The following is a 14,632-nucleotide window of genomic DNA, read 5'->3' on the forward strand; positions in this document are numbered from 1 at the left end:
GTTCAGAGCGGCGGTTCAGCCAGGAAATCCTCCGCATAATGACAGGCGACATCGCGGGAATCGACCACCCTGAGGAGGGGCCGTTCGGCCCGGCATCGATCTGTCACGTGCGGGCAACGGGTTGAGAAGACGCAGCCCGAGGGCGGATTAAGGGGCGAGGGAAGCTCGCCTTTCAACACGATCCGCTTGCGCTTGGTGCCGGCAACGCCGGGCGTCGATGATAGAAGCGCCTGCGTGTAGGGATGGAGGGGGCGCGCATAGATGCGTTCCTTCGGACCCTGCTCCACCGTATGGCCCAGATACATCACCAGCACGTCGTCGGCGATGTGGCGCACCACGCTGAGGTCGTGCGAAATGAACAGGTAAGCAAGCCCGAGTTCGCTCTGCAGGTCCCCCAGCAGATTGAGAACCTGTGCCTGGATGGATACGTCGAGGGCTGACACGGGTTCGTCGGCGACCACGAGTTTCGGCGACAGCATGAGGGCCCGGGCTATCGCGATCCGCTGCCGCTGGCCACCGGAAAACATGTGTGGGTAGCGCCCGTAATGCTCCGGCCGCAAGCCGACCTTTGTCATCATGGCGCGCGCGCGCTCCGATCGCTCGGCGGCTGAAAGGTTTGTGTTGATGGCGAGGGGTTCCTCGAGGATCGCGCCGACCTTCTTGCGGGGATTGAGCGATCCGTAAGGGTTCTGGAAGACCAGCTGCACGGTTTGGCGCAATGTCTTCGCGGCCCCGGCCGGAGGGTTTACCGCATCGATCCCGTCGAGCTTCAGGCTGCCTTCAGTGGGTTTTTCGATGAGGGTTGCCATGCGTGCAAGCGTCGATTTTCCGCAGCCGGATTCGCCCACCACAGCGAGTGTCTTGCCCGGCTGCAGGGAAAAGGAGACGCCGCCCACGGCCTGAAGTCTGCCGGGCGCGCGAAAGAGCCCACGGCGGACTTCGTAGACGCGCTTGAGATTCGTGGCTTCGATTACGGGGCCGCTCACGACGAGACCTCCGTGTCGACGGCCGGGCGATCGGCGATCAGGCGCGCCTCGCGGGTTGGATCGCCAAGGGGATAGTGACACCGGATCTGCCCGCCGGCCCAGGGGCGAAGCTCCGGCCGGACTGTCCGCGAATGCTCCGTCGCATAGGCGCAGCGCGGACTGAACAGGCAGCCTGCCGGTCGATCGTAAAGTCCAGGAACGACACCCGGAATCGTGGCGAGCCGCCCCCCGTGGCTGTGCTCGGGAAGGGCCGCGAGAAGGGCCGCCGTGTAGGGATGTTGCGGCGAGGCAAAGAGGTCATCGGCAGCCCGCTCCTCCATGACCTGGCCGGCATACATGACCATGATTCGTTTGGCTGTTTCGGCGATCACCCCCATGTCGTGGGTGATCATCACGAGGGCCATGTTGCGCTCCTTCTGCAGGGTCACGAGAAGGTCGAGAATCTGCGCCTGGATGGTGACGTCCAGCGCCGTGGTCGGCTCATCGGCAATCAGCAGTTTGGGATTGCACGAGATCGCCATGGCGATCATCACACGCTGGTTCATGCCCCCCGACAGCTGATGCGGAAACGCCGACAGCCGGCCTTCCGGCGAGGGAATTCCGACCTGTTCCAGCAACTCGATGGCGCGTCGCCTCGCTGTCTTGCGGTCCATGTTCTCGTGCAGCCGCAAGGTCTCTGTCAGCTGGAAACCGATGGTGAAACACGGGTTGAGGCTGGTCGTGGGCTCCTGGAAGATCATCGCCACGTCTTTGCCTGTCAGCTGGCGGCGATCGCGGTCCGAAATGGTCAGGAGATCGCGGCCGTTGAAGGACAGCTTGTCGGCGGTGACGCGGCCCGGAAAGGGCACAAGCCCCATCAGCGCCAGCATGGTCACGCTCTTGCCCGAGCCGGATTCGCCGACGACGCCCAGCACTTCCCCTTTTTCAAGGGAGAGGCTCACGCCTTCCACGGCGCGCATCACACCGCCTTGGGTCGGAAACGCGACGGATAGGTTTTCGATTTCAAGCAATGCCATGATCAGCGCTTCAATTTGGGATCGAGGGCGTCGCGCAATCCGTCGCCCAGCAGGTTGAACGCCAGCACAGTGAGCAGGATGGCAAGGCCCGGGAACGTCACCACCCACCACGCGCGAAGGACGAACTCACGGGCGTCGGCCAGCATGGTGCCCCATTCGGGAGAGGGCGGCTGCGCGCCGAGCCCCAGGAACCCGAGGGCGGCCGCGTCAAGGATCGCGGTGGAGATGCCCAGGGACGCCTGGACGATCAGGGGCGCCATGCAGTTCGGCAGGACCTCCTTGAACATGAGGCGGATCGGTCCCGCGCCGCTGACGCGGGCCGCCGTCACATAATCCTTGGAGGTCTCGGTGATGACGGCCGCGCGTGCCAGGCGCACATAATGCGGCAGGATGACGAGGGCGACCGCCAGCATGGAGTTCATCAGCCCCGGTCCGAGAATGGCCACCACCACGATGGCGAGCAGCAGGCTCGGCATCGTGAGGATGATGTCCATCAGCCGCATGATGAAAATCTCGGTTACGCCGCGAACATAACCTGCCACGAGTCCCAGGACAGTGCCGATGAGGATCGAGAGCACCACGACGAAAAAGCCGATGAGAAGCGAGAGGCGCGAGCCGTAAATGAGTCGTGACAGCATGTCCCGCCCGATCGGATCGGTGCCGAGGGGGTAGGTCAAGGACCCGCCTTCCTGCCAGAAGGGCGGCTGGAGGGCGATGGTGGTATCCGTGAGATAGGGCGAATGGGGCGCCAGAACGTTCGCAAACACCGCCGTCAGGACGACAAACACGATGACGACGAGGCCCGCCACCGCGCCCTTGTTGGCGGCGAAATAGCCCCAGAACTCGCGAAGTGGATGGGGCGGCTGGGAGGTGGGGGCCGCGACCGCTGGGGTTTCCATGATTTCTGCGGTCATCGGTTGTGCCTGATGCGCGGGTTGATGAGGCCGTAGGTGAGGTCGACGAGCAGGTTGACGCTCATGACGACCATGCCGAGGAGGAGAACGCCCCCCTGGAGGACGGGATAATCGCGCCGGAAGATGGCATCGATCATCCATTTGCCGACCCCAGGCCAGGAGAAGATGGTCTCGGTCAGGATAGCCCCGGTAAAGAGAACGCCGACCTGCAGGCCGATGACCGTCACGACCGGGATCAGTGCATTGCGCAGGGCGTGCACTGTCACGATGCGCAAGCGCGACAACCCCTTCGCCTTGGCGGTCCTGATATAGTCCTCGCCCATCACCTCGAGCATGGCCGAGCGTGTCATGCGCGCGATGACGGCAAGCGGCACGGTGCCGAGAACGATGGTCGGCAGGATGAGATGACGCACGGCGGACAGGAATGCGCCCTCATCCTCCGACAACAGACTGTCGATCAGCAGAAAACCGGTTGTCGGCTCGATATAATAGAGGACGTCGATACGGCCTGAGACAGGCGTAAGATCGAACTGGACCGAGAACAGCAGGATCAGGATCAGGCCCCACCAGAAGATCGGCATGGAATAGCCCGCGAGCGAGATCCCCATGACCCCGTGGTCGAAGATCGAATTGCGCTTGACGGCAGCCAGCATGCCGGCCGGCAGCCCCAGCAGCAGCGCAAAGATGATCGCGCAAAGGGCCAGCTCGATGGTCGCCGGAAAAAGGGTCTTGAATTCTTCGAGGACGCTCGCCTGCGTGACGATCGAACGGCCAAGATCGCCGTGCAGGACGCGGCCGATATAGATGCCGTACTGGACCAGAATCGGTTTGTCGAAGCCGAACTCCTTACGGAGAAGCTCATGACGAACAGGATCAATCCCGCGCTCGCCCGCCATGGTCTCGATGGGGTCGCCCGGCACGAGACGGATGAGAAAAAAGGCCAGCAACGTGATGCCGATGAAAGTCGGGATGACGAGGCTGACGCGCGTGAGAATAAATCGGAGCATTGCCGCCAAATATCCTGGCCAGACGTGAACGCGGCGCGTTCGACAAAGTGACGTTTGAAATGGTCTTCAGTCTGCGAAACAGAATACGGCGGAGCAGCGTGCTGCTCCGCCGATGTCGTGAGCCGAGGCCTACTTGCCCTTGATGTCGACGCCGTAGAAGCTATGCCGTCCGAAGGGCGACAGCTTGAAGTCGACGACTTCCTTGCGAATAGGCTTGAGCTGAACCGCATGGGCTACCGTGAGCCACGGAGCTTGCTCTTTGAAGATCACCTGAGCCTGCTTGTAGAGATCGGTGCGCTGCTTCTGATCCGTCGTGACCTTGGCCTTCACCACTAGGTCATCGAACGGCTTGTAGCAGAACTTCGCAACGTTCGAACCGGCACCCTTGGCAGAATCACAGCCGAGAAGGGTGTGCAGGAAGTTGTCCGGATCGCCATTGTCGCCGGTCCAGCCGAGCTGTCCCATGCCGTGTTCACCGGCCTGGAGACGCTTGCGGTATTCGCCCCACTCGAAGCTCTTGATCTCCGCCTTCACGCCGACCTTGGCGAGGTCCGCCTGCATCAGCTCGGCCATCCGTTTGCCGTTGGGGTTGTAAGGACGCTGCACCGGCATGGCCCACAGGTCGGTTTCGAACCCATTGGGGAATCCCGCTTCAGCGAGCAGCTTCTTGGCGGCTTCTGGATCGTAGGGGTCATCCTTCACGGCGTCGTTGTAGGACCACATCGACGGCGGAATGGGGTTCTTGGCCGGCACGCCGGTGTCGAGGTAGATCGCCTTGACCAGAGCGTCCTTATTGATCGACATGTTCAGCGCCTTGCGGACGCGGACGTCGTCGAACGGCTTCTTGGTGGTGTTGTAGGCAAGGTAGCCAACATTCAGGCCCGGCTGTTCCAGGATCGTGACGTTGGGATCCTTCCTCATGGCCTCGATATCTGCCGGGTTCGGATACGGCATCACGTGGCATTCGCCCTTTTGGACCTTTGCCCAGCGAACCGATGCGTCCGGTGTGATCGAGAAGACGAGGTCGTCGATCTTCGCCTTGCCGGCCCAATATTCCGGGAAGGCCTTGAAGCGAATGACGGCGTCCTTCTGATATTGCAGAAGCGTGAACGGCCCTGTGCCGATCGGCTCCTGGTCGATCTTCTCAGGCGAGCCGGCCTTCAACATGGCGTCGGCATATTCCTTGGACTGGACACTCGCGAACATCATCGCGATATCGGCCAGGAAAGGAGCCTCCGGCTTGTTGAGGGTAACCTTGACGGTCAGATCGTTGACCTTTTCGACCGACTTGATCAGGCCGGGCATGCCCATGTCGTCGTAATAGGAATGGTTGGGGCTGGTGACCTTGAAATACGGGTTATCAGGCTTGCCCTGGCGTTCGAACATGAACATCACGTCGTCCGCGTTGAAGTCCCGCGTCGGCTTGAAGTTCTTGTTGGAGTGCCACTTTACGCCCTTGCGAAGGTAGAACGTGTAGGTGAGGCCGTCCGCCGAGATGTCCCACTTTTCAGCCAGACCAGGCACGACCTGCGTGCCGCCGCGCTCGAATTCCACGATCCGGTTATAGATCGGCTCGTTGGCGTCGAAGGACGTGCCAGTGGTGTTGATGCCTGGGTAGAAGTTCTCCGGGCTACCCTCTGCGCAATAGACAAGGGTTTTGGCTGCCAGCGGTGCCGCGGCCAAAAAAGCCGGAACGCAAACAGCTGCAAGAAGAGCTGATTTCTTCATTCTGAGAGTCCTCTGAGACGGCTCTGGATTATGGCCGTTCTGAGACAGAGTTAAGGTGCGAAGGTTGGAACTTGTCAATCTGTCCAATCGGCCGGCCGCCCAAATCCGATAAATTATACCATTTCACAAACCATCCGCGGAGGAGATCAAAGATCATTCGCGCTGATGTGTTTTCCCATGCGGGCTCGTAACCCCCGGCAGCATAAGACTATTTTCGACCAGCAGACATGCAGCCGAGCGTCTCTTTCCACGGGCGCCTTCGGCGTGATCTCATCCACAAGCGGCCGCTGAGCCCAAGTGGCCGCTCAGGTGTCCGACACGATCGCGAGAGCGGCCGCTACCTCGTTAACCTTTGCGGCAAGATCCCCCCGCCCGAAAGGCTTATGGAGAAGCGGGAAGCCATCAGGCATTTTCTCAGGATCGGCATAGCCTGTGACGAGCAGAATACCCAATCCAGCCCGGTGCTCCCGGGCCTTGAGGGCGAGATCAAAGCCTGTCATTCCCGGCATGGCAAAGTCGGCAATGAGGAGATCGATCGGTTGATCCGTCCGAAGAACATCGAGGGCCGTGGCACCGTCTTGCGCTTCGACCACGCGATGGCCCATCTCAGTCAGATAGGCGGCCGTCACAGAGCGTACTTCGGAATCATCGTCCACCAGGAGAATGCGTACCCTGGTGGCAGGGGCGCCTTCGGCCTGCGTCTCGGCCTGCGGCTCGGCGTCGTCTGCGGCAGTACGGGCGAGATACACTTCCACCAGCGTGCCCGCGTCAACGGTGCTGGCAATCGTGACTGTTCCGCCGGATTGCTGGGCCAGCCCGTAGACCATCGGCAATCCGAGCCCCGTTCCCTTGCCGACTTCCTTTGTGGTGAAGAAGGGCTCCAACACGCGATTGAGAATTTCCGTCGGGATCCCTGACCCCTCGTCGGCCACCGCGATCACCACATAATCGCCAGCTCCCAGCTCGGCGATCTGGCCCTCTCCAACGCTGGCATTGCGGGTCGACAACGAGATGAGACCGCTTTCCGGCATGGCGTCGCGTGCGTTGATGCAGAGGTTGAGAATCGCCAGCTCCAGTTGATCCGGGTCGACCATGGCAGGCCAGAGGCCCTCCGCCAGCGTCCTCTGGATGCGGATCACCCCCCCGAGGGTGCGCATCAGCAAATCGTTCATGTCGCGAATGACGTCGTTAACGTCCACGGCTCGCAGGGTGAGATCGCGCTGCCGGCTGAAGCTGAGGAGGCGTTGCGTCAGCGACGCGCCGCGCTCCGCCGCGTAGGTGGCGTTCTGCAGGAGCCGATTGAGCCGGGGATCGTCGGGTGCGCGGCGGGACGCAAGGTCAAGGCTGCCGAGCACGGCCATGAGAAGGTTGTTGAAATCATGGGCGATGCCTCCCGCCAAGGTGCCGAGCGCCTGCATCTTGTCCGCCTGCCGCAAGCGCATTTCCATCATCTTGCGCTCGGTGACATCGCGCTCGATGGTTGCGATCGTCGCCACCGATCCTCCTTCATCGAGGATTGGGATACGATGAACGAGGTGCCATTGCGTCGCGCCGTCTGGTGTTGCGAACTCCTCCAGCCGCTCTGCAGGCGCTTGGGCAAGGACAGCCGCATGCTCTGCCTCGCGAATGGCCGCTGCGCGTTCGGCATCCACAAACTCGCTTTCCTTGCGTCCGATGCAGGATACCGCAGGGAGGCCGAAGTTTTTGGCCTTGCTTGAATTCAAGCGGACGAACCGCCCGTCCAGATCCTTGAACGAGATCAGGTCTTCCGTACTCTCCATCAAGCCCCGGAGCAGGGCGCGCTCCATGTCGAGCTCCCGTGCCAGCATGCGCCGGTCATAGGCCGAGGTCACCATGCTCGACAGGACCGCAGGGTCCCATGGCTTGGGCATATAGGCCATGATGCGGCCCTTGTTCACCGCGCCGATGACGGCCTTCAGGTCCGCATAGCCGGTCAGAAGGATCGATTCCGCCTCGCTTTTCTCCCGCGCCCGCGCCAGAAACTCATCCCCCGACATCTCGGGCATCCGCTGATCTGACACGATGACCGCAATATCGGGCTCGGTCTCGAGCATGGCGAGGGCCTCGACCGGCGACGTCGTGGAGAGAACGCGAAAATCGTTCTCGAACAGATCCTCGAGCGCAACGAGAATGTCCGGTTCGTCGTCAACGACAAGGATCGTGCCCTGTCCGGATGTGTCTGCCGCAATCGAGGTCATGTAAGGTTCTGCCTCGGGATCTTGATGGTAAAGCTGGTGCCGCCCAGCGGCCGGGGATCCACGGCAATCGTGCCCTTGTGAGCCTGCACAACGCTATAGGCGATCGCCAGCCCAAGTCCAGTTCCCGCGCCGACCGGCTTTGTCGTAAAGAAGGGCTCGAAGATCCGCTCACGCAGTTCGGGGGAAATTCCAGGGCCCGTGTCGCTGATCGTGATGGTGTAGGTGGTGTCGTCGCTGGCGGTCTCGATATCGATTGCGCCTGTTCCGACAATCGCATCCGCCGCATTGCCCACGATGTTCATGACAACCTGGTTGAGGAGAGCGGGTGAGCAATAGAGGTCGACAGCGCCGCCGTAATGGCGCCGGACGTCAATGCGGGTGCCGAGCTTGTGACCGAGCAGCGCCAGCACGGTGTCAATCGACTCCCGAACGTTGACCGTCTGAAAATCGCCCTCGTCGAGCCGGGAGAAACGTCGCAGGTTCAGCACCAGCTCCTGAATTCGTCCCAGCCCCAGTTTCATGGCCGCGACCCGCTCGAGCGACTTGCGCACGGATTTCTCGAGCCCGGGATCGTCGGGGAGGTTTTGGGCCACGTCCGTCAACAGGCGCTCGACGGTCCCCTGATGGGCGAGAATGAAGGCGAGCGGATTGTTGATCTCATGGGCAATGCCCGCGACCAACTCGCCCAGAGAGGCCATCTTGGCTGCCTGGACGAGCTTGGCCTGCGTATCCTTCAGACGCTGGTTGGCCTCTTCCAGTTCGTGATTGGCCTTTTCGAGCGCCCCCGCGAGAGCTGCCCGCGCTTCTGCCGCCGCCGCCTCGGTGCGCGCGCGCTCGAGGGCAAGGTCGCGCTCCTGGAGTTCGGCCTCAATGCGCCAGTTTTCGTCCTGCAGGAGTTTGCGGCGGACCAGTGCGCGGATACGGACCCGCATGACGTCGGCATCCGCGGTCGCTGGCACGATGTCGTCAGCCCCCGCAGCGAACGCCCGTGCGAGGACATCCCCACCGTCCTCGTTTCCCAGACCGACGATATAGAAGGTGGCGACCTCGATCCCTGGCACAGGGGCGACGCCGCGATAGACATTCAGCTTTCGGCAAAGCTCGACGCCGTCGAAGCCGGAATTGAGGATGTTGACCAGCACGCAGTCGAGCGCTGCACCGTGTTTGCTGACGCGTTCAAGCGCCTCTTCAGGGCTGTCAACGCAGGTGACCGCGTAACCCTCGCGCGCAAGGACGCCCTCGAGCGAATGTCGCTGGGTTTCATCCTCGTCGACCACAAGGATCCGCGCCCGTCTGAACGTGCTGAAACTGGGCGCTTCCCGACCTTCTGAAACGACCGCAACCGGCGTCGCGCGGCGCCGCAACAACGCTCTGATGCGAAGAATAATGAGCGCCTGCTCGGCCGATTTCGACACATAGGCGTCGGCGCCGCTCTCGAGCCCCTGGCGTTCGACAGCCCGTTCACGGGCTTCCGTCAGCATGATGACCGGGATGGCGCGCGTGCGCACATTCAATCGCATCTGCCGTGAGAGCTCGTCTCCATTCATGCCAGGCAGGTGGAAATCGGCGATGACCAGGTCGGGAAGCTTCTCGTTCAGGCTGTCGAGGGCTGCCTCGGCCGTGGATTTCCACGTCACATGGAAGCCGTTCGTTTCGAGGACGTAGCGCAGCTGCAGGGCCTGCGTCTCCGAGTCCTCGACCAGCAGGATCCGTGCGCCTTGATGCGCTGGGCCTGCCGTCACTTTCCGACTCCCTGCACCAGACGCGTGATTCGCGGCGCGATGAGGTCAAGAGGGAGGCTAGCCCGCACGCCGCCCATGCGCGTGGCTGCGGCCGGCATGCCATAGACAACGGCGGTGCTTTCGTCTTCGGCGATGGTGTAGGCGCCTGCCTGCTTCATCTCCAGCATCCCCTGCGCGCCGTCCTCTCCCATGCCCGTCAGAAGGACGCCAAGACCCTTCGGCCCTAGCGTCTTCGCGATGGATTGAAACATCAGCGTTGCGGACGGCCGCTGGCTCGCCAGAGGTGCGGCCGCGCTGATCTTGAGCGTTCCTGTCGGCGAGAGCATCAGGTGCCTGTCGCCGGGCGCGACGTAAATGCGACCGGCGACGGGAATCTCCTCATCGCGGGCGACACCGACAGACAACGCCATGATTCCATCGAGCCAGGACGCGAACCCTTCCATGAACGGCGCCCCCATGTGCTGGACCAGCAAAATCGGCAGCGGGAAGTCAGCCGGCAGGGCGCCCAGGACCTTCGCGAGAGCAGGCGGGCCACCTGTCGAGGCTGCAATGCCGAGAAGGGTCGGAGTCTGCGATTCCACGGGCTCATCCCGCCACATCGGAACGGTCCGGTCGCCGGCCGGCTTCCAAGCGAAGGAGCGCTGTCGAACAACGGTGACCTGACTCATGATGTAAAGTTGCGTGCATATCGTGTGGGCGACAGCCTCATAGCCCGCGCTTGTCACCCCGACAGGTTTCTCCACGACGGAGAGAGCGCCGGCGCGAAGCGCGTTCATGGAGATTTTCAGCGCCGAATCCTCGATGCTTCCGGCGATGACCACGATGGGCGTCGGGCGCTCGGACATGATGCGCCGGGTCGCCTCCAGCCCGTCCATGCCGGGCAGGCGGATATCCATGGAAATCACGTCCGGCTGAACCCGGCCGATTTCCTGGAGCGCTTCTTCGGCCGAACTGACAGCCGCGGCAACGATCAGACGCGGGTCGCGCGCGACAATATGCGCCAGCAGCTGCCGCACCACGAGGGAATCCTCCACGATCATCACGCGGACGGGCGATGGAGAGGGAGAGATCATAACAGTTGTCCGATGGTCGCCAGAAGGTCGCGCTGGTCGAATTTCTGTTTCGTGAGATAGGCGCTGGCGCCCAGGTCCAATCCCCGACGAATGTCGGCAGGGTCGGCGCGGGATGTCATGAGAATCAGCGGCGTGGCGGCCAGGCGTCCATCTGCCTTGATGGCCTGGAGGAGGCCGAACCCGTCCATCCGCGGCATTTCCACATCCGCGATGACCAGGTCGATGATGGTGTTGCCGGACCGCAGAACATTGAGAGCATCGATGCCGTCCACGCTCAGGAGAACACGATAGCCTTGCGATTCAAGAATGCTTTTCTCGAGCGTCCGCGTCGTGATCGAATCGTCCACCACGAGAATCGTCGTCGCTCGGATCTCAGCCGCTTCGCCGTTGTCGAGAATGCCCAGTCCGCTCGACGCGACATGGCTCTCCTGCCGCGTCCAATGCTCGACAAGCATTTCCGGGCTCAGCACGAGCGCCGGCACTTCATCCTCGAGCATGACCGTTCCTGTCACCATCGCGCTCGTTCCAATCACCGCAACGTCGCTGACCAGCATCGTCCGGACGTCTTGGAAGGAATCCACCGCAAAGGCGCAGAAGCGAGAGCCGTTATTGACCAGGACAGCTTTCACAGTCCCGTTCTCGATTGGAAGATGTGCACGTGGTGATCCTGTAAGGGCTGCCAGGGCGATGACTGGAACCACAACGTCTTGCCCCCCCACCGCGATCCGTGCCGTCGGACGTCCTTCCACACTTTCCAGCTCAGCCGCGCCGATGCGGAGCAGCCGTTCGATCCCGTAAGTCGGAAATCCGAATGTCCGACCCTCCGTCTCCACGAGGAGAAGCGGCTGACGGGCGGCGTTGAAAGGTACGCTGAGGATCACCTCCGTGCCCCACGGAAAACGTGGGCGGAGGAGAACCGAGCCATGGAGCTTGCGCACCGCTTCGGCCACGACGGAGAGCCCCATGCCGCGACCGGACAGTCGGTTCACCTCGGTCGCGGTGGAGAACCCCGGGGCAAAGACCAACGCGAGGAGCTGGTCCATCATGGGTCCACGCTCTCCCGCCTCCCTCTTGGAAAGGAGGCCGCGCTCAATCGCCACCTCCTCGATCCGTGCGAGATTGGGGCCGCGCCCATCGTCCCGGATGCTGACCGCAAGGCGACCGCCGCGGGAGGCCAGCTCGAGAGTTATCTCGCCACGTTCAGGCTTTCCCTTGCTGGCGCGCTCGGCGGCCGATTCGAGGCCATGGCTGATCGCATTGCGCAGCAGATGCATGATCGGGTCCTTCAGCGCCTGAAGGACCTGGCGGTCGACCTGGATATCGAGGCCGAGAATGCGCACGTGAACCTCGCGGCCCTCATTACGCGCGATATCCCGGACCATGTGGCCGAAGCTCCCGAACACCGTGTCGGCAGAGACCAGCGACACCCGGTCGATGTCGTCGCGAACCCGTCGGGCCGCCTGATCGATGGTCCAGGCCGATTTTCGGCGATCGCGGGCCAGGGCGGAGAGGGTCCGGAACAGGAGTTTCAGATCCTCGTCGAACGCCTGCAGGCGTGATGCCGACGAACCGGCAGCGCGTCGGGTCGAACGCGCGCCCTCGCTCGTCGCGCCCTTGAGATGGGGTTGAAGCTGGTCCCAGTTGCGGCGAAGCCCCCTGACGTCGAGTTCGATCTGCTGCAGGTCTTCGCCGATCGCCTCATCCGCCTGAATTTCAGCCAGCAATTGATGCATCGAGCTGGACAATTGCTCCATCTGCTCGGCAGCCACGCGCAAGTAAGCGCCAGCGCCGTGATCCGTCGGAACTGCGGCTTCGGGCTTGGCGACGGCGATCTCGTCAGGCGCGGCCTTCGGTTCAGGGCGCGGTCGTGGCGGAAGCCCGAGAATCTCCGTGAGTGCATCGAGTGCTGCATCGGATGATGTCGTCGCGTTGTCCGCGTCGATTTCGGCGACAAGGTCTTCAATGGTGTCCAGGCTCAGACGCACCGCGGCGATAGCCTTGTCGTCGAGAGCCTGATCGCCCTCGAGAATTCGCGAGAACAGCGCCTCCAGCTGATGCGCGACCTCTTCGACGCTCGGAAGTTCGACGGCACGCGCGGCGCCCTTCAGAGAATGGGCGCGCCGAAACACATCGTTCAGATCGATTGTGCCGGAGCTCTCGAGGGCCCGTCGGATGGCGTCGAGATGCTCTCGATGCTCCACATCGAACGCCGCGAGCAGAAGTTTGCGAATATCCTTCACGAGGCTGGGCGCTCCCGATGATCTTCAGGTCACAAACGGTAGCGCTCGACGAGCCCCACGAGCTGCTGCGACAGGCCGGAAAGATTGGCGGCCGCCATATCCAGCTGCCGCGTTCCCGCGGCGGTCTGCTGGCTCGCCTGCCGGATGTTCTGCAGAGCGCTCATCACCTGCTCGATCCCGAGCTGCTGCTGGTTGGTCGATGCCACGATCTGCTGGAACGTCTGCACGCTCTCCTGAACGCGGCTCGAAATCTCCGTGATGGTGGATTGCGTGGTATCGGTGCGCTCCTTTCCGGCGGTCACACGCTTGACCGCTTCCTCGGTGAGCATGACCGAAGAATTGATCCCGCGCTGGATATCGCCGAGGATCGATCGAACTTGCGAAGTCGCGTCCTTCGCCTGGTCGGCCAGCACCTTCATCTCCGATGCCACGACGGCAAAGCTGCGACCGTTCTCGCCCGCCGCGGCGGCCTCGATGGCAGCATTCAGCGCCAGAAGGTGAGTCCGCTCCGAGATGTCGTTGACGGTGGAGATGATCTCTCCCACGGCCTGAGTTTTCTCGCTGAGCGCAACAATGTTTTCCGCCACAGCCTCTGCCTGGTCGCGAATGGCATCCATGGCCCGTGCGGTCTCGTCCACGGCCTGGAGGCCAGCCACGCTGGTCTGCGCGGTGGCCTGTGCGGCCGCGATCACTTCCTGCGCCCGCTTGCCGATCTGCGCCCCCGCGTGGGTGATCTCGTCAACGGTAGCGGCGGTCTCCTGCACGGCTGCCAGTTGTTCTTCGACACTGGCGGCCTGTTCCTGGGTCGATGCCCGGATTTCAGCCGCAGCAGCGTTGAGATTCTCGGTCGCTTCCCGACTTTGCCTGGCCAGTTGTCGAAGTCCCTCGACCATTCCATTGAGGGTGCCGCCGAGCCGTCCGAGTTCATCGGTTCCGGCCGTTGCGGTCTGACCGGCAAGATCGCCGCGGCCAACACGCTCCACAAACTCCATGAAGGCATTGAGCGGATTGGCGATGGATGCCCGCAGCACGTACGTGATCAGAACGCTGAGAAGCGCGACGACAGCGAGCGCCAGAATGATCGACGTTCTGCTCTGCTCATAGACCTCGCCAACCCGCCGCTGCCCGATGGTGATGGCCTCGTTCAGAACCTTGCTGATGTCCTCAAGCGATTTGCCCCAGGCGTCGCGGCTCACCCTCAGCGCGTTCTCCGTGCTGACGATCGCCGAAAGGTCGTTGGCCTGGATCGCACTGAATTGCTGTTCTGAGCCCACGCGGATCTGGCGCAACTGGCCGCTGGAGGTGTTCAGCAATTCGCTGATTCGCCGCCAGGCGTCTGCGCGCTGGCTCGTCGCGGACGTGGAGATGTAACTATTCGTGGTCACGATGGCCTGGGCCAGCGTCGATTCCGCGGCTGCGGCACGCCGTCCCCAATCGGCAACCAGGTCTTCGTATGGACCGGGTTGCTGGCCGAGAGAGCGCAGGAAATAGCGGCTGAGCGCCTCCTCGCGCGCGGCGCGCATGTCATTCTGGCTGCGCCCGATCGCGTCGAGCTGGCGTTGCAAAGCCAGATCACGATTGACGATGGTTTCCGTCGTCCTCGTCACGTCGTCAAGCTGGTTGATGGTGTAGGCGCCCAATCCCACCATCAGCGCAACAATGAACGCGAAGCCGAGAAGGATGCGATTCGCAATCGAGATTGTCACG

General features: G+C 62.5%; 10 protein-coding genes. All 10 read right to left on the reverse strand.

The genetic code is table 11. From position 1 onward, the window contains the following. Positions 1 to 2: 2 nt before the first annotated feature. On the reverse strand, positions 3 to 986 hold the full coding sequence (locus tag J4G32_RS14405; protein ID WP_210495810.1) for a peptide ABC transporter ATP-binding protein: 984 nt from the start codon (positions 984 to 986) through the stop codon (positions 3 to 5). Further along, entirely contained in the window at positions 983 to 2,002 is a 1,020-nt protein-coding gene (locus J4G32_RS14410) for an ABC transporter ATP-binding protein (protein ID WP_210495816.1), read from the reverse strand. Before J4G32_RS14410 ends, J4G32_RS14405 begins: the two co-directional genes overlap by 4 nt. A gap of 2 nt (positions 2,003 to 2,004) precedes the next feature. Further along, positions 2,005 to 2,916, reverse strand: a complete 912-nt coding sequence (locus J4G32_RS14415) for an ABC transporter permease subunit (protein WP_210495820.1) — start codon at positions 2,914 to 2,916, stop codon at positions 2,005 to 2,007. After that, positions 2,913 to 3,923, reverse strand: coding sequence for an ABC transporter permease subunit (locus J4G32_RS14420; RefSeq protein ID WP_210495823.1), 1,011 nt, complete (start codon positions 3,921 to 3,923; stop codon positions 2,913 to 2,915). Before J4G32_RS14420 ends, J4G32_RS14415 begins: the two co-directional genes overlap by 4 nt. Positions 3,924 to 4,052: 129 nt before the next feature. Next, the gene (locus tag J4G32_RS14425; protein ID WP_210495826.1) at positions 4,053 to 5,651 is read right to left on the reverse strand and encodes an ABC transporter substrate-binding protein; all 1,599 of its coding nucleotides are present in this window, start codon (positions 5,649 to 5,651) and stop codon (positions 4,053 to 4,055) included. A gap of 305 nt (positions 5,652 to 5,956) precedes the next feature. After that, positions 5,957 to 7,870, reverse strand: a complete 1,914-nt coding sequence (locus J4G32_RS14430; RefSeq protein ID WP_210495830.1) for a response regulator — start codon at positions 7,868 to 7,870, stop codon at positions 5,957 to 5,959. Then, positions 7,867 to 9,612 carry a response regulator gene (locus tag J4G32_RS14435; RefSeq protein ID WP_210495836.1) on the reverse strand — a complete coding sequence of 582 codons (1,746 nt, stop codon included), beginning with the start codon at positions 9,610 to 9,612 and terminating at the stop codon, positions 7,867 to 7,869. The genes J4G32_RS14430 and J4G32_RS14435 overlap by 4 nt, the downstream gene beginning before the upstream one ends. Then, positions 9,609 to 10,685, reverse strand: a complete 1,077-nt coding sequence (cheB, locus tag J4G32_RS14440) for a chemotaxis-specific protein-glutamate methyltransferase CheB (protein ID WP_210495840.1) — start codon at positions 10,683 to 10,685, stop codon at positions 9,609 to 9,611. Before cheB ends, J4G32_RS14435 begins: the two co-directional genes overlap by 4 nt. Then, complete coding sequence (locus J4G32_RS14445; protein ID WP_210495844.1) at positions 10,682 to 12,925, reverse strand: hybrid sensor histidine kinase/response regulator; 2,244 nt, start codon at positions 12,923 to 12,925, stop codon at positions 10,682 to 10,684. Before J4G32_RS14445 ends, cheB begins: the two co-directional genes overlap by 4 nt. Positions 12,926 to 12,954: 29 nt before the next feature. Further along, positions 12,955 to 14,631, reverse strand: a complete 1,677-nt coding sequence (locus J4G32_RS14450; protein WP_210495846.1) for a methyl-accepting chemotaxis protein — start codon at positions 14,629 to 14,631, stop codon at positions 12,955 to 12,957. Between the last annotated feature and the right edge of the window lies 1 nt (position 14,632).

Source organism: Microvirga antarctica, from assembly GCF_017921815.1.
Taxonomy (GTDB): Bacteria; Pseudomonadota; Alphaproteobacteria; order Rhizobiales; family Beijerinckiaceae; genus Microvirga; species Microvirga antarctica.

Bases quoted from the DNA above. Each gene is read 5' to 3' on its own strand.
- J4G32_RS14410 (WP_210495816.1), bottom strand. From the start codon at position 2,002: ATGGCATTGCTTGAAATCGAAAACCTATCCGTCGCGTTTCCGACCCAA.
- J4G32_RS14415 (WP_210495820.1), bottom strand. From the start codon at position 2,916: ATGACCGCAGAAATCATGGAAACCCCAGCGGTCGCGGCCCCCACCTCC.
- J4G32_RS14420 (WP_210495823.1), bottom strand. From the start codon at position 3,923: ATGCTCCGATTTATTCTCACGCGCGTCAGCCTCGTCATCCCGACTTTC.
- J4G32_RS14425 (WP_210495826.1), bottom strand. From the start codon at position 5,651: ATGAAGAAATCAGCTCTTCTTGCAGCTGTTTGCGTTCCGGCTTTTTTG.
- J4G32_RS14430 (WP_210495830.1), bottom strand. From the start codon at position 7,870: ATGACCTCGATTGCGGCAGACACATCCGGACAGGGCACGATCCTTGTC.
- cheB (WP_210495840.1), bottom strand. From the start codon at position 10,685: ATGATCTCTCCCTCTCCATCGCCCGTCCGCGTGATGATCGTGGAGGAT.